The sequence below is a fragment of the Maritimimonas sp. 2405UD52-3 genome, from assembly GCF_056591715.1.
Genome location: NZ_JBWQOL010000001.1, coordinates 656772 through 677461, shown reverse-complemented (window position 1 = coordinate 677461; position 20690 = coordinate 656772). Strand labels below are relative to the sequence as shown.

The window sequence follows — 20690 nt, the reverse complement described above, 5'->3', positions numbered from 1 at the left end:
AATCAATTTAAAAATCTATAATATCCACATTTTAAATAGGCCCCTTCCTTAAAACCTACCTGGTGATCTATATCATGTGTTGTTTTTAATTCGGTTTTAAATGTTCGTTTAGAGTTTTTCAATGTACCATAATTAATCTCAAAAAAATCTTCTGCTAAAATACGGGAACTACAACTTGCTAGTACTAAAAGTCCATTTTTTGAAGTAAGTCGTATCCCTAATTCTGCTAATTGGCGGTATTTTTTTTTAGCAACTATAATCTCGAATTGTTGCTTTGCAAAACTAGGCGGATCAATAATCACTACATCAAATGTTGTTTTAGCATCTATTAACTTCTGAAGTTCTACAAAAGCATCTCCAACTATAACATGATGTGTTCCTGAAAATTTGTTCAGATTTGCATTCTGCCTAGCAATTTTCAATGCATGGTCACTGATATCCAAACTGGTAACCGATTTTGCACCATTGGTTAATGCATGAATTGAAAACCCTCCTGCATAAGCAAATACATCTAACACAGTCTTTCCTTGGCTTAATTTCCCAACTTTTTTGCGATTATGACGGTGATCTAAAAAAAATCCTGTTTTATGACCCTTCACAACATTTGCTGAAAATTGCACGTCATGTTCTACAAAGTGAACTACTTCGTTTGTTAATTCTCCATAAATAACCTCACCATCCTGTAATTGAACAGACTTAGATTTTTGCAAATTTCTACTCAAACGCATAACTACAATCTCTACTTCTGAAATCTGTACTAATGCTTTTATAATAGTTTGTAAATACGGCAGCCATATTTCAGAATACAATTTTACCACGAGCACCTTGGCATACATATCTGCAATCAATCCAGGAAAACCATCGTTCTCACCAAAAAGAAGACGGCAGCCGTTCGTATTAGATTGTAACAGAGGTATTCTCTTATTGTAAGCTTGTTTTATTTTGGAATTAAAAAATGCTTCATTTATTGTAGTGCTGCTTCCAAAGTGAATCATTTTAATACGAATTGGTGATTGGGCATCATACAATCCGATACCAATAACAGTATTTTTCTTCTTACTAAAAATAATAGCAATGTTACCAGAGTTTGCCTTCTTGTTAACTTTTTCAATACTATCACTAAATATCCAAGGATGATTTTGGAAGACACTTTTTTCCCCTTTTGCAGTTAACTTTACGGCTAACCTTTGTGGTTTAAAATCATTTGTGCTATTATAGAAAAAGGTATTATTGAACATTAATTCTACCCGTAACTTTTCGAAGTGAAAAAGCTTCTTTTTCTTTAATCACCATTTGGATTTCAGCTAAAATAGACAAAGCAATTTCTTCTGGAGTCTCCGCACCAATATTAAGGCCCGCTGGCGTGTAAATTAAATCTAAAAATTCTTCAGAAACATCGGGGACAAAATCAAATAATTCATTGAACAAACGCTCTCTACGTTTGGCAGCACCTAAAATACCAATATACTTTACTTTACACGTATTAAGTTTTACCACATAACGCAAATCTTGCACATAACTATGATTCATAATTACTATGGCCATATTTTTCGTCAAATCATCAAAAACAATCGTTTCTGGTGACTGCCCAATTACTGAATGCGCACCTGGAAAATCTATTAGTTGTTTTGGATCATTCATAGAAGTAATCACATCTACTTGCCAACCTAAAAGTGATGCCATTTTACATAGCTCAACTGCATCATGTTCGCCACCAATAATAAGTAATCTAAACAGCGGTTGTAGCTGTTGTGAAAATACATTCACCATTTTATCAACTTCCTTACCGAAGTTGAAGGATTTCCCATTTTTAAACTGCACTATAGAACCGAATTCGCCAAAAACTTCATCTCCTTTTTGAAAATAAGAATCAATTTTAAACTCATTTCTATTTTCTAAATTTTCATAAAAAGCCTTAGCAAAGTCCTCTGAAACGGTAAAAGATTCAATCATAATATAAAGTGTTCCTTCACAACCTAAACGATAACGACCATCATACGCCATAACTTTTGTCTTTCCATCTTCAAAAACTGATTTCGCCCTTCTAAACACTTCTTTCTCAACACAACCTCCACTTACAGCTCCAGTCATACCTCCTTGTTCATCAATTAACATACGAACACCTGGTTTTCTATAAGAAGAACCCTCTAAATACACCACTGTAGCTAATACAGATTTAACTCCTCTTTGCTGATTAACCAGTGTCTGATCTACTATTTCTTTAAATTCGTGTGTCATTCCTAAAAAATAAAATTAGGTAAAATCATAGGAAACTTCACCTAATTTTATTGCGTTAACGTAAATTTATGATAATTGTAAAGGCATAGTACGAAGCCTTTTTCCCGTTAGTCTATATACCGCATTCGCAACGGCAGCACCTATAGGGCCTAATGGCGGCTCACCTACTGCACCCGGAGCATCAATTCCTTGTAATAAAATTACATCAATCTCTTTAGGGGCATGTTTCATTAATGCCATCTGATACGGACCATATATTATGGGTCGTAACTGCCCATCTTCTACTTGCATTTGTTCATACATTGAAGCACTCATTCCCATAATAATGGCACCTTCACATTGCGCACGTACCTGATCAGGATTCACAACAATACCGGGATCCATTGCGCACGTTACTTTATGTACTTTTATCTCATTATTTTCTATAGAAACTTCTGCAACTTGTGCACAAGGCGTATTGGCATCTACTGAACAGGCAAAACCCATAGCTCTTCCATTTTCTATTTTATCAGAATATCCTGCTTTTTCAGCCGCAGCCTTGATCACTTCTTTTAATCGTCTACCTCGTTCGTCCTCGCCTATTTGATCTAATCTATATTGTACCGGGGCTTTACCCGATTTAACGGCCAGCTCATCCATAAAACTTTCAATAGCAAACGTATTGGCCAGTAAGCCTAGGCTACGCCACCAACTGGTGGCAAAAGGTAGTTTTACACGCCATGATACAGCCCGATAGTTTGGAATTGATGAATAATTGATCATACCTCCGCGCCAAGCACCTAAATCCGCCCCCATGACAAAGGGCGCAAAACCGGGAACCATAGGTGAACCAAAAGCTACATCTCCACTTGATACATTATGCTCCATAGCTTCAATCATTCCATCTTCTTTTAACTTCGCCTTCAATACGTGATGAGTAGGTGGACGAAAGGTATCATGTTGAAACTCTTCTTTTCTAGTCAAAAAACACTTAACTGGTTTACCCACAGCCTTAGATAAAACGGCTGCCTGCATTCCATTAGGTGTGTGCAAACGTCGACCAAAACCGCCACCTAAAAAAGTAGGAATTAAATTCACTTTATCTTTAGCTACACCTATTCTGTCTGCAATTTCATCTCTAGTAATTTTTACCACCTGAGTAGACATACTTACTGTAACCTTATCATCTTCAACAAAAGCCACTGCTCCATTGGGTTCTATCTGAGCATGTGCACCAATAGGGCTTTTATATTCAACTACAATTACATCATCTCCTTCCACCATTTTCTTTGCGCTTCCTTGTTTTTGGATTTCAATAGGTGTTCCTTCACCTACTTTAATCATTGCTTCTATTTCTGAGCTTTGCCAATTTTTCTCATTATTCCATGTCGCTTTAATCGCATGTTTTGCATTTTCTGCTTGCTGAAAAGTTTCAGCAACTACACCTACAAAATCTTTTTCCTTAACTACCTTAACAACACCTGGCATTTTTTCTGCTTCTGACACATCGGCATCCACAAATTTGGCACCGATATGCGTGGGTCGTAGCACAGAACCGTATAACATATCTGGCATAGATACATCCATACCAAAAATAGGGTCGCCAAAAACTTTTGCATTTAAATCAACTCTTGGTACCGGTTTTCCAACAAACTTGTAGGACTTTACATCTTTTAACTCAGGTGTATCGGGTACATCCCATTCAGTAACACCATCAACCACCTCAGCATAGGTTATCGTTTTTCCTCCACCAGAAATAACTCCATCTTGAACATTTAAATCAGCTACGGCTACACCCAATTTTTCTGCTGCTTTATTTTTTAGCATTTCACGCATGGTAGCTGCCAACTCTCGCAATGGATTCCAAAGACTTGAAATAGAAGTACTACCTCCTGTAGCAAAACCATCTATATTACCGGAAATGGTTGGTGCATTCAATACACTTATTTGCTGCATAGAAACTTCTAATTCATCAGCAGTCATTTGAGCTAACCCGGTAAAAGTACCCTGACCCATTTCTACTTTAGGGCTGTATAGAGTGACAGTATTGTCTTTATTGATCTCAAACCAAATAATAGGGGTCTTTGTATTTCCCATATAAGGAGGCTCCGCCGTATTTGCGAATCCTGCCATACCTCTGCGAATACTTCCTCTAAACAAATAGGTTCCAACAGCTAGAACTCCAAGTGTACCTAAACCACCTCGCACCAAGAATTTACGGCGAGAAATCTTCTTTTTTGTTTTTTCACTCATGGCTTAAGAATTTACAGGATTTGATGATTCATTTTTTAATTCCGCTGCTCTGTGAATGGCCTTGCGCATTCTATAATAGGTTGCACAACGGCATACATTGATAATATTCTTATCAATATCATCATCTGTAGGATTCGGAATCTCTTCTAATAAAGCAGCAGTTGCCATCATAAATCCAGGTTGGCAATAACCACATTGGGGTACAATCTCTTCTATCCATGCCTGTTGCACCGGATGCGGATTTTCAGGGGTCCCTAAACCTTCTATAGTCGTTATTTTTTTTCCTTCCGCTAAATGCACAGGAAATGAACATGAACGCACCGCTTGGCCGTCAACATGTAAAGTACAAGCACCACAGGCGGCTTTACCACAGCCAAACTTTGTTCCTTTAAGGTTTAAGATATCTCTCACTACCCAGAGTAATGGGGTATTTTGATCCTCAATATCTATGGTTTGCTGTTGGTTATTAATCTGAAAGGATACTTTCATTTATTTAAAGTTTTATAAAGTTAATTTTCTGGGATAACAGCACCTTTTGCAAACCACTCTTTTATTGCGGCAGCAAACTCTTCCCTAGAAACTGGTGGTATTGATCGAGGATTACCTTCTGCATTAATGCCAGGTTGCCAAGCCCATAACACCAATTTATCTTCAGTCATATGATGGATTAAGTCTTCATAAGTACGATTTCCATTTTTGGTTCTATCAAGCAATGATTCGGCTATTTGTTTTTTGGTGAGACCTTGCCATCCCATAGTAGCGGGTGCCAAACCCCAATGTGGTGCACCGGGCACTCCGGAGTACTGATTATTTTCAGATTGATGACATGTATTACACTTAGTAGCTTCAAAACCATGATCGGTCTTACCTCGTTGCATGCCAAAATAGTGTGGATGCCTGTCTTCCCCTTGTTTTGGCACATTATCATTTGGGTGGCAATTCATACACCTTTGATGTGTTAATACATTCATTATCTTATCAAAATTTTCATTGTTTTGATTTATGAAGTTTTTATTTTTTTCTATAGCGATATAATTGTCAGCCGATCGATTTGGGTAACTAAAAGCAAAAACGACACTTATCACGAACAGGAAAAAAAACAAAAGTGAGTAGATGCTTTTCTTTATACGCTTCTTAAAAATCATACTAGGAAAAAAATTAAATTAAGGTTTTGAATATATTCCGTCTATAAAGTTACTATTTTATCATCAAACTATTTAAAAACTAAATAGCGCATAATTTTTATCTTTATCATCCAAATACAATGACCTTATGGAAAATTTGATAGCTGCATCTAAAAAATATGTTATCAATCATTTAAATGACAATCTTGACAAGTCTTTTGTTTACCACAATCTAGCACATACACTGCGTGTAGTTGAAAAAACACAAGAACTAATTGAAGCGGCTCAAATAAATGGTGAAGAAGCCAATGAACTTATTTTAGCTGCTTGGTTTCACGATACAGGATATACAGAGCAAATAGACGAACATGAAAAGAAAGGTGCTGAAATTGCCACTAAATTTTTACAGGAACAGAATGCACCAGAAGCAACTATAAAAAATGTAGCTAATCTCATCTTAGCTACCAAAATGGGGGCTCTGCCAAAAACAGAACCAGAAAAGATCATCTGTGATGCTGACTGCTCTCATATAGGTAGTAAGAGTTTTATTGAACTAACAGAATTACTTAGAAAGGAATGGGAATTAACCAAGGAAAGGAAGCTTTCTGAAGTAGAATGGCTAGAAGAGAATATAGATTTTATGACCAATAAACATCGTTTTTACTCAGATATTGCTTCAACAACTTGGGATAAGCAAAAAGGCAAGAACCTTGCGCAGTTGTTAAAGTCTCAGAAAAAATTAAAACAAGAGAATAGTAAACTCAAACAAAAGAAGGAGGAATTAGCTTTTAAGAAAAGTAAAATTGAGTTACCGGAACGTGGCATAGAAACTATGTTTCGTGTGGCATTGAGAAATCACATTACGTTAAGTGATATTGCTGATACTAAAGCAAACATTTTACTCTCAGTTAATGCAATTATTATATCATTAGTTTTATCAAATCTACTTTCAAAGCTTGACAATCCTTCTAATCAATATTTAATTTTGCCAACCATCATTTTTGTAGCATTTACAGTAGCGTCAATAGTATTGTCAGTTTTGGCAACACGCCCTAATGTTACCAAAGGAAAATTCACTAAAGAAGATGTTAATAATAAAAAGGTGAATCTTTTATTCTTCGGAAATTTCCATCAAATGAAATTAGATGACTTTGAATGGGCTATGGAAGAAATGATGAAAGACCGTGACTATCTGTACAGCTCACTTACTAAAGACCTTTATTTTTTGGGGCTTGTACTGAATAGAAAGTATAATCTCTTACGCACAACCTATACTGTTTTTATCATAGGAATTGTAGTGAGTGTCATTGCTTTTGCTGTTTCATTTCAAATGCAAGAGATTCCACCTGCAGCATAAAAAAAGGCCTCCATTTGAGACCTTTTTATTTTATTTTATTTTATAAGAAATTTAAGCTTTTATATCTTCCATTAATTCATCAATGGTGATTGACGATTTTTCATTGAAATCATCTTTATAAATAACTTCAACACGTAAAGCACGCAAACCGGAAACACCTTGAAGATCTTCCAATTCTAAATATTCTAATTTGCCTAAATAGTTTTTAGACTGCAAATATTTAATATACTTTATGTACTCACGAGCATCTTGACCTCTTGAATAAACAATAGATATTTTACCAGGAACGGTTAATCTTTCATTGGTTCCTTTGATATGCGCTTTATCAATACGTTTTTTAATGATCTCATAACGGATATTATAGGCTCCATCAACATCAAATTGCTTTTCATCCATTCTAAACTTGATAGACAGCGGGTTGCTATGAATCAATATCAAAGAAGCAACTTGTAGGTCGTGTTCCATTTCTTTGCGCGCTTGATGTGCAACCTGCTCCATTTCATACATGTTCTGCAATTGCCATAAGCGCAAATTGTACAAGAACAAATCATCAAACTTTTCATGCTTTACAAGTGACTGTCCTATATACATGTTGTACTCAACACCATCAGTTTTATAACGCTCAAAATAATGTGGAAACATGGCTTGCGCTTCGTCTTGTTTTTTATCAAGATAGTTTGCCAACTTGGTATTTAAACAGGTAACACTCTTTTCATAAGCTTTTCTCTTTTCATATATAACATGTAACTCAGGATCGAGTCTATTTAAATATTCTTTCACTAAAGACCCCAATACAGGGTCAGTGGCATTAATATGATTAAAAACCGGGTAAATATCTCTTTTCAAGAAATCTAGAATGGCCACTTCATCACCTGCCTTCAATCCAGCTTCTGTATGTTCTAAATATCCTTTTATTCTAAAACTAAGCTCATCATAAATTGGTAAATCTGTCTTTTTACGAGCATTCTTCAGCACATTAATAGCTAACTTTAGCTGCGTTGTTAAATCTTCTTGTATAGCCAAATTTCTAGCTATAGAAGAACCTTTTATATCACTTTGCCCATATAACGGATATACATTTTCAAAGACAATATCCTCAATTTCAGGAGACTCAACACCCTTTAATAAATCATCTTGATACTTTTCAGCCGCATCATAAAAACGCCACTTCACCGTAGGATGAATAGATGTGTAGTGTTCTTGTATGGTAGCTTCTAATACATTTTGGTGTTCTTCAGATGCTCTTTCTACCGCTGTTTTAAATACAGGAATAATATCTCTAAGCTTTTGCTGATTTACAGAGTTTAATTCATAAGCCCTTGGTGAAGCAATTTCTAATAAAGCCAAATCATCGTTAGACGTAGCCTTAATAGGTACCAAAATTATACTCCCAATGCCTTTAGCTTTTAATGTCTCATAAAAAGGATTCTGATTTGTCCATTCTCCATAACGCTCAATATCAGAAATAGTCATGATCTCATGCTTTTTAAACACTATTTCCATAATGCCTTGACAAAAATAACTCTCATTACACGAAATCTTGGCATCCTCACTCAAGATCAGACTTTCAGATTTCTTAGTTGTGGTTTCACATAATTGACTGTTAACAGCATCAAAAATTGAGTAACCCAACATTAAATCCTTAATATTATAAAATTCACTTAAATTTTGTCTAAGGTCAGCTATTATATTGTTATCTGTTCTTAATAGTGTTTCCTTAATTGATGACAACGTTTCATCTGGTGTTACATCAAATAAATTCATCAGTCCAAAACCATTAAAAACATAACTATCTGGTGGGAATTTCTCCTTCCATACATCTATATTATCATAATTATCTAATAATAACTTTATATCATCCTCATTAATTTCAGGTGCTTGATCTGTTTTGGTGATATTCATAAAATCACCATTAAAAGCTACACGATAATAACGCATAATTCCTGATTTTTTATCAGGAATATCAAAAAAGAAAGGTCTTTTTAAGTCTATTTGCTCCTTATAATAGAAATTTAAGATCATTGTACATGCCATGATATACATTTGATCTTCTTCAAAATTTCTAATTCTAAAATCATAATCATCACCAGCATTTTCAAGTATATTCTCAAAACGCTTTGTAAACTTAAATGAGGTAAATGAAAAAGGTACGCTCGCTGCCTTAATCTCATTAAAAGTTAAGATTTCAGGAAATAACCCTTCTAACATTAAATCGATTTCATCTTCATATTTTTTCAATAATGAATGATCTTTGAAACCTTCTATAAGTTCTGGAAATTGACTTAAGTGCTCCGTAACCTGTTTTGCAGATTTATAATAGGGATGATTTTTATCTTGAGCATACTTGTTATAGTACTCAAATACCTGCTCAAAGCTTATATACAACTGTAAAGGAAGCTCTAAATCTTTGGTTATATTTGATTCTATTATCTTCATTTCTCAAAAGTTTGACTTACAAAGTTACTAAATATTTGACTTTCGTCGTAAAAATAGACGTTTCCTAACAGATTTTGTAACAGTTTATTGTGTTAAATTTTACTAGATAATTTGCTTAGAAATACGTGCACTAGCAATTTTTGCAGAAATATAACCAAGCACTAAAATCGTAAGTATAACGACGAGCAAATTAAACCACTTGAATTCTACTGGATAGGCCAAAGAAGGAGTAATCATAATAAAGCCATATTGTTTCTGTAATAGCACGAAAATAACAGCAATGAGGATACCTATAACTAAGCCAAAGGCAGTTAACAAAAACCCTTGTAAAACGAAAATTCTACGTAAATCAGTGATAGTACTTCCCAAATTGAATAGTGTTTTTAGGTTTTCACGCTTGTCTAAGATCATCATAACAATAGCTCCAATTACATTAAACAATGCAATGATTAAAATAAGTGTAAACACCAGATACGATACTAGATTCTCAGTATTGATCATCCTATAGAATACGGCATTTAACTGCTCTCTTGTTTGTATATTGAAATCATTACCAAGTTTCATTTCAAGGTCATCTATCAATGCACTTCTATTTTCTATATTATTCATTTTGAGCTCTATAGCAGAAACTCTATTTGGGTGATACTTTAAAAGTTCTTGTGCTGTAGCCAAATTTGAAAACACATATTTAGTATCTAGTTCTTCATTAAGTTTAAAAACACCAACTGACTGTAAATTAATTTTATTAAAGGCTGTTTTAGGGTTGTTTAAATAACCTTTACCAGGTTTTGGAACATAAACTTTTAATGGTTCAACCATATCGTAAGTACCTAATGATAAAGTTGATGAAACCCCGTTACCAATTACTGCTGAATTTGTAATATCAGGATTTAGCCACTCACCAAAATAAACTGCTGTATCTACATTATTTACCAATAAATAATTGGCATCTACCCCCTTGATGTTAGCTATATGTTGCTTCTCTTTATAATTAAAAAAGGCTTTTTCCTCTACTACTCTGCTATAACTAGCAATTCTAGCATCTTTAAGTGCGCTTTGGATAGTATCATTAAAAAGAAAAGATTTACCTTTTGCGGAAGATATTTTTAGATCAGGATCAGAAACTTTTATAAAATCAAGACTAAAATTCTTTAATCCAGAAAATACAGAGAGCACAATAAATAATGCAATTGCACTGACAATAACACCCAATGTAGCAATAAGTGTTATAATGTTAATGGCATTGTTACTGCTCTTAGAAAAAAGATATCTTTTTGCTATGTATAGCGGAAAATTCAATTAGATCTTCTTACGTTTGTCTAACAAATCAGGATTCTTAATAGGGTCAGCGTCATTTCCACGAAGGGCATTATCTATTTTCTCTATATGATCTAAGGAATCATCTATTAAAAATACCAACTCAGGTACTCTTCGTAACTGATTCCTGGTACGCTGTGATAACTCATGACGTATTAAAGGAGCGTTTGAGCGAATGCCATCTAACAATTTAGTTCTTTTGTCATTAGGAAAAACACTTAAATAAACCTTAGCTTGTATCAAATCGGGGGTTACATGTACTTTTGTAACCGAGATCAACACGCCCTTCATTCCATCTCTAGCGGCACTTTGTAGCACATCTACTAAGTCCTTTTGCAAAACACCAGCTATCTTTTTTTGTCTATTTGTTTCCATGGGGCAAAAATACACTTAAAAACCGTTATAAATTCTATATTTTTGGATACAATTTCTTATCCCACCTAAAGCGGAAAGTTCTATAAATAAAGTACATGAAAAAAATTGAACACATAGGTATTGCTGTGAAGAGTTTAGAAGAATCTAACAAACTTTTTGCCAAATTATTTGATAAAAAGCATTATAAAATAGAAGAAGTGCTTAGCGAAGGTGTAAAAACATCCTTTTTTAAATCTGGCCCCAATAAAATTGAACTATTAGAAGCCACAAAACCAGATAGTCCTATTGCAAAATTTATAGAAAAAAAAGGCGAAGGTATTCATCATATTGCTTTTGCAGTTAAAGATATTTTTGCAGAAATAGAACGTTTAAAGAAAGAAGGGTTTAAAGTTTTGAATGAGACACCTAAAAAAGGTGCTGACAATAAGCTAGTGTCCTTTTTGCACCCCAAAACAAGCAATGGAGTTTTAATAGAACTATGCCAGGATATTCCAGAAGAATAAAGCTGTAAAAGTTTGTATATTGCGGCCTAAATAAAATGACCTAAAAAAGTTAATGTGAGTACAACTTCTTTTGAGAAATATCAAAAACGCCGACTTCGTTCCTCCTATTTTTCGGTGATCATGAGTATTGCTTTTGTCTTATTCTTATTAGGTGTTTTGGGGCTTTTGGTACTGAATACTAAAAACTTATCAGACTATTTTAAAGAGCAAGCTTCAGTAACCATTTTTTTGAATGATGATGTTAGTAAAGAAGAACTGTTAAGCTTTCAAAACTCTCTAAAAAATCAAGAGTATACCAAATCATTATCCTATGTTTCAAAAGAAGAAGCTGCAGAGGTCATTAAAAAAGAGAATGGTGAAGACTTTATGGAGTTTATTGGCTACAATCCGTTAAAGAACTCTCTGGAACTATATCTAAATGCCGCCTACGTAACTCCAGAAAAAATGGAGGAAGTTCAACAAGAAATTGCAAAAAAGGACATTGTATTTGAAGCATCATATAATAAATCTCTTATAAGCCTATTAACAGAAAATGTGAAACGTATCAGCTTATGGGTACTTGTTTTTAGTGGTCTATTTGCCATTATAGCCATGTTACTGATTAACAACTCTATTCGTTTATCAGTTTATGCCAAGCGTTTCACCATTAAAACCATGCAAATGGTAGGTGCTACCAAGCGATTTATTAGAAGGCCTTTTATATGGAGTAGTGTTCGTCTTGGGTTTTTAGGGTCTTTGATTGCGATGATAGGGCTGGCAGTAACTATCTACTATTTAAATATAAACTTTCCTGAATTAGGGCTTCTAAAAGATAAAATGATCTTGGGTTATTTATTTGGAGGTATACTATTGGTGGGTATTATTATCACATGGTTTAGTGCCTTTTTTGCAACCCAACGTTTTTTAAATTTAAGAACAGATCAACTGTACTATTAATATGGCAAAACAACAAAAGCAACAACCTAAGAAGAGTGAATTCCTTTTTGGAAAGCTTAATTATATAATTATGCTCATTGGCTTATTAATTATAGCCTTAGGTTTTATTCTAATGGCCGGCGGAGGCAGTGATGATCCGAATGTATTTAATGAAGAAATTTATAGTTTTAGACGTATCCGTTTGGCTCCTACTTTAGTTATTATAGGTTTTGTTATAGAAATTTATGCCATATTGGCAAATCCTAAGAAATAGCAAATGACCTTTATAGAAGCTATTATTCTTGGTATTATTCAAGGATTAACCGAATTCTTACCCGTATCTTCTAGTGGCCACCTTGAAATTGGTAAAGCTATTTTTGGTGATAATTCTTTACCTGAAGAAAGTCTGACATTTACCGTAGTACTTCATTTTGCCACAGCGCTCAGTACTCTAGTGGTTTTTAGAAAAGAAGTATTTGAGATTTTAAATGGATTATTTCAGTTTAAATGGAATGAAGAACTACAGTTTTCACTGAAAATTATTGTTTCTATGCTACCAGCAGTAGTTATTGGTCTACTTTTCGAAGAACAACTGGAAGCTTTATTTGGTGGCAATTTATTACTAGTTGGTAGTATGTTACTTATTACTGCACTTTTGCTGTTGCTGGCAGATAGAGCCAAGAACACCAATAAAAAAGTATCGTATAGCAATGCATTTATCGTTGGTATTTCACAAGCAGTGGCCATGTTACCTGGTATTTCACGATCAGGTGCAACTATTTCTACTTCTGTATTATTAGGGATAGATAGAACTAAGGCCGCTCGTTTTTCTTTTTTAATGGTGGTACCTTTAATTTTTGGAAAAGTTGCTAAGGATATTATGGGTGGTGAAATCAGTCTTGAAGGTTCTCAAATTGGTATCTTAAGTGTTGGCTTTTTAGCTGCTTTTATTTCTGGATTGTTTGCTTGTAACTGGATGATTGCTCTTGTCAAAAAAAGTAAGCTTTCTTACTTTTCAATGTACTGCCTAGTTGTTGGATTGATTGCCATTGGCTACACTTTATTAAATTAATTCTATTGAAGGCTGAGGACTTTATAAACGGACAAGTACTGTTAATTGATAAACCTTTGGAGTGGACTTCCTTTCAAGTAGTTAATAAGGTAAGATGGGTCTTGAAAAGACATTATAAATTAAAAAGAATTAAGGTTGGCCATGCTGGAACTCTTGATCCTTTAGCAACAGGATTACTCATTCTATGTATAGGAAAATTCACCAAGAGAATTTCTGAATTTCAAGCTAAGGAAAAGGAATATACTGGTACTTTTACTTTGGGAGGTACTACACCTTCATTCGATTTAGAAACAGAAATTGATCAAACATTTTCAATTGACCACATTCACAAAGAATTGTTGGAAAATACGACAAATCAATTCATTGGAGAAATAGAACAAAAACCACCAATTTTTTCAGCAATTAAGAAAGACGGAAAGCGCCTCTATGAACTAGCTCGAAAAGGAGAAAAAACTGAAATCAAATCAAGAAAAGTTGAAATTTCAAGATTTGACATAACGAAAATAGGCTTACCAGATATTGAATTCAGCGTGGTTTGTAGTAAAGGTACTTATATACGCTCATTAGCTCATGATTATGGCAAAGCTTTAAATTCAGGTGCTCATTTAACAGCTTTAAGAAGAACAAGAATTGGAGATTTTAGTGTAAATGATGCTTTGACGATTGATGATTTTACACAGTCTTTAGGCTTCAATCAAACCTAAAAGATCTTCTAATATATTTTCACCTTTATTCTTATTATACCAGACTTGCAGATCTTCCTTAAACTGAGCATCAAGTGAACCATGTTTTTCTTTATGATCATTCACCATTTTAGTAGCTATGGATGGCCTTGGCCCCCAACTATTAACAACCTCATCAGTATCGCTATCAAGAACAATTAATTTAGGGATAGACTTACTATCATTAGTAAGAAATTCATTCATTAAATCATCATTTTCATCTCTCAACACTAAATTTAAATCTATATGATCAGATACTTCAGCAATTTTGTTTATTATAGGTAATGCATGTGCAGCATCACCACACCAACCTTCAGTCAACACAAGCCATTTGTATTTTTTTGTTGATTCTTTAATTTGACCTTCAACTTCAGGGCTCAATTTAAAGGTTTTATCTAAGCGCTTCATACGTGCATTACCTAATTTGCTATAATTTAAATATGCTTCGGTTTGTACATTACCTGTAGATTTACCTTGCTTCAATAAATCTGCAACCAAAGTTCTATACTGATCATATGACAATGACTTTTTAAGACTATCTTTTATTGTGTTATTCATAAAATATTATTTACCAAAACTTAGACATTAAAAAAATGAAAACTTACAATTAGCGTAAATTCGAATTACCTACGAAGATTTTTGATCATTACTTTTGTCATTTTCTCAAGGTCAAAATTAGGACTCCAATTCCAATCTTTTTTAGCTTCAGAATCATCAATAGAATGAGGCCAGCTTTCAGCAATAGCCTGACGGAAATCTGGTTGATATTCTATCTGAAAATCGGGTATATGTTTTTTAATTTCTGAAGCTAATTCTTCTGGTGTAAAATTGATCGCAGCAATGTTGTAGGCAGTAAATTTATCATGTTTACTACCTCGCATTAAACCAATAGTAGCTTCAATAGCATCATCCATATACATCATTGGTAAACGTGCATCTTCACTTAGAAAAGAAGTATACTTTCTGTCTCTAATGGCTTTATGAAAAATTTCAACAGCATAATCTGTGGTACCCCCTCCAGGCAGTGTTTTATAACTAATAAGTCCTGGGTATCTAACACTACGAACATCTACACCATATTTCTGATGGTAATAATTACACCAATTCTCTCCTGAAAATTTACTTATACCATATACTGTTGTTGGTTCCGTTATTGTATGTTGTGGTGTATTTTTTTGTGGTGTTGTTGGCCCAAAAACGGCAATAGAACTTGGCCAAAAAACTTTATCAATTAGTCCTTCTTTTGCAAAATCAAGTACATGAAATAATGAATTCATATTTAAATTCCATGCTTTATCAGGGTATTTTTCAGCTGTTCCTGACAACATAGCTGCCATTAGATATACTTCTTTAACATTATATTTTTCTATGGTGTCTCTAACTTCTTTCTTATCTGTAGCATCTAAAATTTCAAATGTACCAGACCATAATAAATCAGCTTTACCCGCTACAATATCTGAAGCGATTACCGCGTCTTGACCGTATGTTTCGCGAAGTTTCATAGTTAATTCAGAGCCTATTTGACCACAAGCACCTATAACTAAAATTGAATTATCCATCGATTCGATTTTTCAACATCAAATATAGAGAAAAGCAGTACTTTTGACGCATGAACTTAAAAGAATACTTATTAAAATTTCTTGTTATTTCCATTGTATTAACGTTCATAAGTTGTAACGGAAATAAATCAAAAACTGATGCTCAAAACACTAAAGATAGCATAGCAATAGTTGATAAAAAAATTGTGAATAGTATAGGCGAAACCTTATCTACAGAAGCAATGAAACTGGTTGATGACTGGAAAGAATATACTACTATAGATGATCTTTTAGAAGATTTTTATAGTACAACCACAGATGAAGCTTTACTTAAAGCTAAAGATCTTTCAATTGCTGCATTGCAGTTAAGAGATTCAATAAGAATAACACAATTTGAAAGACCAGATCTCAAAATACGAATGAATGTACTTTATAACTATACATTACGATTAAGTGATATGCAATCTATTCAAACCATTACTGACCAAGAAGTTAAAAGTGAAGTTGAAAATATACTGGCGGCCTATTCTGCACTAAACAGTAAAATTAACAACATTCTAAAACAAAAATCTTTAGAAAAGGAGCTATCCGAATTCAACAATTGAATACACTTTTCAAAAACACATCCACTTTAATTATTCTTATTTTTTTTAATTTTATTCCTAGCTAATTTGTATTGGTTTTATGAAATTGAATCTCACTTCGGTTGAGAGGGTGAAAACTATCACTAAAGAAGCGTTTATAAAAAATTATTTTAAGCCACAAAAGCCAGTTGTTATTGAATGCTTTACAGAAGATTGGCCAGCTTTCAAAAAGTGGAATTTAGATTATATGGCTGAAGTTTCAGGTGATAAAACTGTTCCTCTCTATGATGATAGACCGGTAAATTATAAAGATGGGTTTAACGAGCCACACGCACAAATGAAAATGAGTGCGTATATTGATTTACTCAAAAGAGAGCCTACAAAATTCAGAATCTTTCTTTGGAACATTCTTAAAGAAGTACCTCAACTTCAAAATGATTTCTCGTATCCTGATTTTGGCATTCGTCTTATGAAACAATTACCTATGTTATTCTTTGGTGGTAGAGATTCACATACTTTTATGCATTACGATATTGATCTTGCCAATATATTTCATTTCCATTTTGAGGGAAAAAAACAATGCATACTGTTCGATCAAGACCAAAGTAAGTATCTATACAAGATTCCACATTCTTTAATTACAAGAGAAGATATTAATTTTGTCAATCCTGATTTTGAAAAATGGCCAGCACTAAAAAACTCTAGTGGTTATATTACAGAATTAGAGCATGGCAATACCTTATTTATGCCTGAAGGGTATTGGCATTATATGCGTTACATTACTCCGGGATTCTCAATGAGCTTAAGAGCCATTGCCAGAAACCCTAAGAATTTAGCAAAAGCAATCTACAATATTCTTATTATGCGAAATTTTGATAATTTCATGCGCAAAGTAAGTAGACAAAAATGGATTGACTGGAAAAATGAACAAGCCATTATTAGAACCCATAAATCTCTAGGATTAACAGGTTAATTTTATAAGAAATTCTATATTTGCCGCTTAATTTATTCTTATGAGAAATTCTATTCTAGTTACTTTTCTATTGACATTTCTATTTACAAATGCCCAATCATTTATTGGAAAATACGATAGTAAATTTCAGGTTGGTGCTAACCTTCAAAAGGATGGTTCTGGCTTAAATATCTCATATGATTATGGTCTAGGTGAAAATATTTCTATAGGCATTTCTACATCGTATCTTCTAGGAGTTACAGATGAATTAGATGCTGATTTTGGAGATAGGTTTGATATTCGTGCTCGTTTTAATGCAAATCTAAGTAGTGTATTAGCAATTGATGAAAATTTCGATTTTTATCCTGGCTTATCCTTGGGCTTGAAAAATTTTGGCGGGCATGTAGGGGCTCGTTACTTCTTTACAAGTGGTTTTGGTCTCTATTCTGAATTAGGGTTTCCTATTGCCAAATATGAAACTGGAGATCTAACTCCAGCTGAAGAATTACATAATCAGGTATACTTTAATGTTGGAGCTGCTTTTAATTTAGATTAAGGAATTAGTTCTATGATTTTTTTATAAACTAAATCACTCTCCCAACCTCTGTAGAGAAGATAATCGGCCAATTTTTTTCTTTTTTTATATTTATTTGATTCAGATAATGCTGATAATCTTTTGGCAGCTAATTCATTAAATGTATGACGGTACTCGTTAGCATTTATCTCTTTGAGAGCTATTTTAATATTATAGTCTGAAATTTCTTTAGATTTTAGCTCTCTTATGATGCGTTGCCTTCCCCATTTCTTTATTCTGAACTTTCCTCTAGCAAAACTTTTAGTATAGCGTTCTTCATTCAGAAAATCATGATTCAATAAATGAAGAATTATCTGTTCACATGCTTCAGGAATCATGCGCATCTCTAAGAGTTTTTTATTAACCTCTTGGTGGCATCTATCTTGATAAGAGCAATATCTTTCTAACTTGCGTTTAGCTTCTGTAAAAGTGTAGGTCTTAGTCAAAAAACAATTAAATCTTTTAATACAATAAAATTGTGGAAAAACTGTTAGGAAAATGTAATATTCAGTTGTTTTTAAGGTAAATAACTTTGATACATTTGAAACTAGTCAATAACCGTCGCTAAAATAATGAAAAACTATAATTCTATATTAGTAATTCTTTTTTCCATTTTTTATGGTGTATTTGGATATGCTCAAATATTATCAGAAGATTTTGAAGATTCTTTGAGTGGCTGGACACAATTTCAAGTAACAGGTAATAATCCTTTTGCCAGAACTACAGCAACCGCCAATAGCGGAAGCTTTTCTGAATTTACGTTTACATCAAATGCCGGATTTTTCAATGTAACAAATAACGAAGTTTGGTTAATTTCTCCATCTTTAAATCTGTCTGCGGCGGAATCAATAAACCTAACATATTCTCAGCTTAATGTAAATCACCCTGGTGCAATAGCATTAAACCCTATACAACAAGTTCTATATTCAACAGATTATTCAGGTAGTGGTGATCCAAATAATGCCTCTTGGACAATAATAAATTCTCAAAATGCTTCAACAAACTGGTCACAAGTCACAATCAATGATCAATTACCAACTGAACCTAATGTTTATATAGCTTTTAGGTACGTTGGTGACAGTTTCAACTTTTTTCTTACGCTTACAGATAGAGAATGGTATTTAGATGATATTGTAATTACGGGTCTACCCTGTTCTTCAATTACCACTTGGAATGGTTCTAGTTGGAATAATGGTAGCCCAAATTCATTCACATCAGCTATTATAAATGGAAACTACAATACTGCAAGTAACGGTAACTTTGAATCTTGTAACTGCACCATTAATAATGGTAATACGGTAAATATACAAGCAGGAAGTTACATTCAAGTAGAAAATGATTTAACAGTCAATGGTACTTTAGAGGTTCAACATGAAGGTTCTTTAGTAATGGTTCAAGATGACGGAATTGTTACATCTTCAGGAACAACCAATATTCACAAAACCTCATCACTTCTTGACAATGTATCCGACTTTGTATACTGGTCATCACCAGTATTAAACGAGACTTTTGGTGATACATTTCCCTTATCAAACATAAAATATGACTGGAATAATTCTGTTGGGTGGGAACAAAAAAGTGATTCTGATGTTTTAGAGCCTACTGAAGGTTATGTTATACAAGCGCCAACTGGTAGTTATCCGATGAATCAATCAGTTATTTTTAGTGGACCTGTTAACAATGGTGTTTTACAGACTTCTAGTTTTTCAGACATAACTTACTATTGGGGAATTATAGGAAATCCATATCCATCTGCCATTGATGCAGATTTATTTTTAAACGATCCATTAAATATAAACGAGGTAGGTGGCACTATTTATTTTTGGACACACAATACAGCCCCAGCTCCAAAATACAATGGAAATGATTATGCTGCTTATACAGCGGGTGTGGGTGGTGTAGCGGCTAGTACTGGCAGCACAATTCCTAATGGTTTTATAGCATCGGGTCAAGGGTTTTTGTTACAAGGGTTAGCAGCTGGGCAAGCTACTTTTAATAATTCAATGCGAGTTACTTCTAATAATAGTCAGTTTTTCAAATCTAAAAATAAGCTAGAAAGAGATAGAATATGGCTGAATATCTATAACAATAAGGGTGCTTTTAGTCAAACTTTAATTGGTTTTGTAGATGGAGCTTCAGATAATATTGATAGGTTTGATGGTGAATTACGTAGAAGTGGTGATGCTTCATTTTATTCTATCATTGACGGTCAAAATTTTGCTATTCAAGGTAGAAGTGTATTAAAAGATGAAGAAGTAATTTCATTAGGATATCATTCTCGCATAGAAACAGAAGATATTCTTAAAATTTCTATTGAAAAAATGGAAGGAGAGTTGAATAACTATTATATCTTCATAAGAGATAACTATTTAGATGTTATTCATGATTTAACGCTTGAAGATTATGAATTTACCACAGATGAGCAAGGCGCTTTTAATGATCGCTTTGAATTATTGCTTACAAAATCTGAAGTGTTGAGCACAGAGACAGAGGTTATTTCAATTTTAGAAGACTTACTAATTATTCAAGATGACAATCAAATAGAGATAAAAACTAAAAATCAAACATTGATAAAAGAATTATCTATTTATGACATATTAGGTAAAACTATTTCCAGATCACAACTGGATGATTCCCACTTTATATTGGATAGTAATAGCATTGTAGATGGTACAATTTTGCTTATTAACGCTTCATTAGTTAATAATCAAACAATAACTAAAAAGATTATCTTACAATAAAAAAATCGCG

21 protein-coding genes are annotated in these 20690 nt (G+C 33.5%); 10 read left to right on the top strand and 11 right to left on the bottom strand.

Annotation, left to right across the window (positions count from 1 at the left end):
• Positions 1-2: 2 nt before the first annotated feature.
• The 5 genes from AC1EU5_RS03150 to AC1EU5_RS03130 all read right to left on the bottom strand — a co-directional run bounded on the left by AC1EU5_RS03150 (position 3) and on the right by AC1EU5_RS03130 (position 5441).
• On the bottom strand, positions 3-1238 hold the full coding sequence (locus tag AC1EU5_RS03150; protein ID WP_480190895.1) for a class I SAM-dependent rRNA methyltransferase: 1236 nt from the start codon (positions 1236-1238) through the stop codon (positions 3-5).
• A complete protein-coding gene (locus AC1EU5_RS03145; RefSeq protein WP_480190894.1) occupies positions 1228-2238 on the bottom strand; it encodes an XdhC family protein in 1011 nt (336 codons plus the stop codon). The genes AC1EU5_RS03150 and AC1EU5_RS03145 overlap by 11 nt, the downstream gene beginning before the upstream one ends.
• Before the next feature lie 66 nt (positions 2239-2304).
• Positions 2305-4470, bottom strand: coding sequence for a xanthine dehydrogenase family protein molybdopterin-binding subunit (locus AC1EU5_RS03140; protein ID WP_480190893.1), 2166 nt, complete (start codon positions 4468-4470; stop codon positions 2305-2307).
• A gap of 3 nt (positions 4471-4473) precedes the next feature.
• Entirely contained in the window at positions 4474-4959 is a 486-nt protein-coding gene (locus AC1EU5_RS03135) for a (2Fe-2S)-binding protein (protein ID WP_480190892.1), read from the bottom strand.
• A 20-nt stretch (positions 4960-4979) separates the two neighbouring features.
• Entirely contained in the window at positions 4980-5441 is a 462-nt protein-coding gene (locus AC1EU5_RS03130) for a hypothetical protein (RefSeq protein ID WP_480190891.1), read from the bottom strand.
• 301 nt (positions 5442-5742) lie between these two features.
• Between AC1EU5_RS03130 and AC1EU5_RS03125 the strand changes: the two genes are divergently transcribed.
• On the top strand, positions 5743-6951 hold the full coding sequence (locus AC1EU5_RS03125) for a Pycsar system effector family protein (RefSeq protein WP_480190890.1): 1209 nt from the start codon (positions 5743-5745) through the stop codon (positions 6949-6951).
• A gap of 51 nt (positions 6952-7002) precedes the next feature.
• Here AC1EU5_RS03125 and AC1EU5_RS03120 read toward each other — a convergent pair whose 3' ends face one another.
• The 3 genes from AC1EU5_RS03120 to rbfA form a co-directional block, all read right to left on the bottom strand.
• Positions 7003-9387: a GAF domain-containing protein gene (locus tag AC1EU5_RS03120; protein ID WP_480190889.1), complete on the bottom strand. Its 2385-nt coding sequence runs from the start codon at positions 9385-9387 to the stop codon at positions 7003-7005.
• A 102-nt stretch (positions 9388-9489) separates the two neighbouring features.
• Positions 9490-10686: an ABC transporter permease gene (locus AC1EU5_RS03115; RefSeq protein ID WP_480190888.1), complete on the bottom strand. Its 1197-nt coding sequence runs from the start codon at positions 10684-10686 to the stop codon at positions 9490-9492.
• Complete coding sequence (gene rbfA / locus AC1EU5_RS03110) at positions 10687-11079, bottom strand: 30S ribosome-binding factor RbfA (protein WP_480190887.1); 393 nt, start codon at positions 11077-11079, stop codon at positions 10687-10689.
• Between the two features lie 95 nt (positions 11080-11174).
• Between rbfA and mce the strand changes: the two genes are divergently transcribed.
• From mce to truB, 5 genes are read left to right on the top strand one after another with little or no spacing between them, the layout of a single operon-like run.
• Positions 11175-11582 carry a methylmalonyl-CoA epimerase gene (mce, locus tag AC1EU5_RS03105; protein ID WP_480190886.1) on the top strand — a complete coding sequence of 136 codons (408 nt, stop codon included), beginning with the start codon at positions 11175-11177 and terminating at the stop codon, positions 11580-11582.
• A gap of 54 nt (positions 11583-11636) precedes the next feature.
• On the top strand, positions 11637-12518 hold the full coding sequence (locus tag AC1EU5_RS03100; protein WP_480190885.1) for a cell division protein FtsX: 882 nt from the start codon (positions 11637-11639) through the stop codon (positions 12516-12518).
• A 1-nt stretch (position 12519) separates the two neighbouring features.
• Positions 12520-12771: a DUF3098 domain-containing protein gene (locus AC1EU5_RS03095; protein ID WP_480190884.1), complete on the top strand. Its 252-nt coding sequence runs from the start codon at positions 12520-12522 to the stop codon at positions 12769-12771.
• Positions 12772-12774: 3 nt separating this feature from the next.
• Entirely contained in the window at positions 12775-13569 is a 795-nt protein-coding gene (locus AC1EU5_RS03090) for an undecaprenyl-diphosphate phosphatase (RefSeq protein ID WP_480190883.1), read from the top strand.
• A gap of 5 nt (positions 13570-13574) precedes the next feature.
• Entirely contained in the window at positions 13575-14273 is a 699-nt protein-coding gene (truB, locus tag AC1EU5_RS03085) for a tRNA pseudouridine(55) synthase TruB (RefSeq protein ID WP_480190882.1), read from the top strand.
• Here the strand turns inward: truB and AC1EU5_RS03080 are convergent.
• The gene (locus tag AC1EU5_RS03080) at positions 14253-14849 is read right to left on the bottom strand and encodes a thioredoxin family protein (protein WP_480190881.1); all 597 of its coding nucleotides are present in this window, start codon (positions 14847-14849) and stop codon (positions 14253-14255) included. The two genes, truB and AC1EU5_RS03080, sit on opposite strands and share 21 nt — an antisense overlap.
• A 65-nt stretch (positions 14850-14914) precedes the next feature.
• Entirely contained in the window at positions 14915-15850 is a 936-nt protein-coding gene (locus AC1EU5_RS03075; protein ID WP_480190880.1) for an NAD-dependent epimerase/dehydratase family protein, read from the bottom strand.
• A gap of 50 nt (positions 15851-15900) precedes the next feature.
• Here AC1EU5_RS03075 and AC1EU5_RS03070 point away from each other — a divergent pair, with 50 nt between their 5' ends.
• The 3 genes from AC1EU5_RS03070 (at position 15901) to AC1EU5_RS03060 (ending at position 17921) form a co-directional block, all read left to right on the top strand.
• Entirely contained in the window at positions 15901-16434 is a 534-nt protein-coding gene (locus AC1EU5_RS03070) for a hypothetical protein (protein WP_480190879.1), read from the top strand.
• Positions 16435-16513: 79 nt separating this feature from the next.
• Positions 16514-17386 carry a cupin-like domain-containing protein gene (locus AC1EU5_RS03065; RefSeq protein WP_480190878.1) on the top strand — a complete coding sequence of 291 codons (873 nt, stop codon included), beginning with the start codon at positions 16514-16516 and terminating at the stop codon, positions 17384-17386.
• Between the two features lie 40 nt (positions 17387-17426).
• Positions 17427-17921 carry a DUF6646 family protein gene (locus AC1EU5_RS03060; protein WP_480190877.1) on the top strand — a complete coding sequence of 165 codons (495 nt, stop codon included), beginning with the start codon at positions 17427-17429 and terminating at the stop codon, positions 17919-17921.
• Here AC1EU5_RS03060 and AC1EU5_RS03055 read toward each other — a convergent pair.
• Positions 17918-18385, bottom strand: coding sequence for a regulatory protein RecX (locus AC1EU5_RS03055; RefSeq protein WP_480190876.1), 468 nt, complete (start codon positions 18383-18385; stop codon positions 17918-17920). The genes AC1EU5_RS03060 and AC1EU5_RS03055 overlap by 4 nt on opposite strands.
• Before the next feature lie 126 nt (positions 18386-18511).
• Here AC1EU5_RS03055 and AC1EU5_RS03050 point away from each other — a divergent pair, with 126 nt between their 5' ends.
• A complete protein-coding gene (locus AC1EU5_RS03050) occupies positions 18512-20680 on the top strand; it encodes a choice-of-anchor J domain-containing protein (RefSeq protein ID WP_480190875.1) in 2169 nt (722 codons plus the stop codon).
• Positions 20681-20690: the final 10 nt, after the last annotated feature.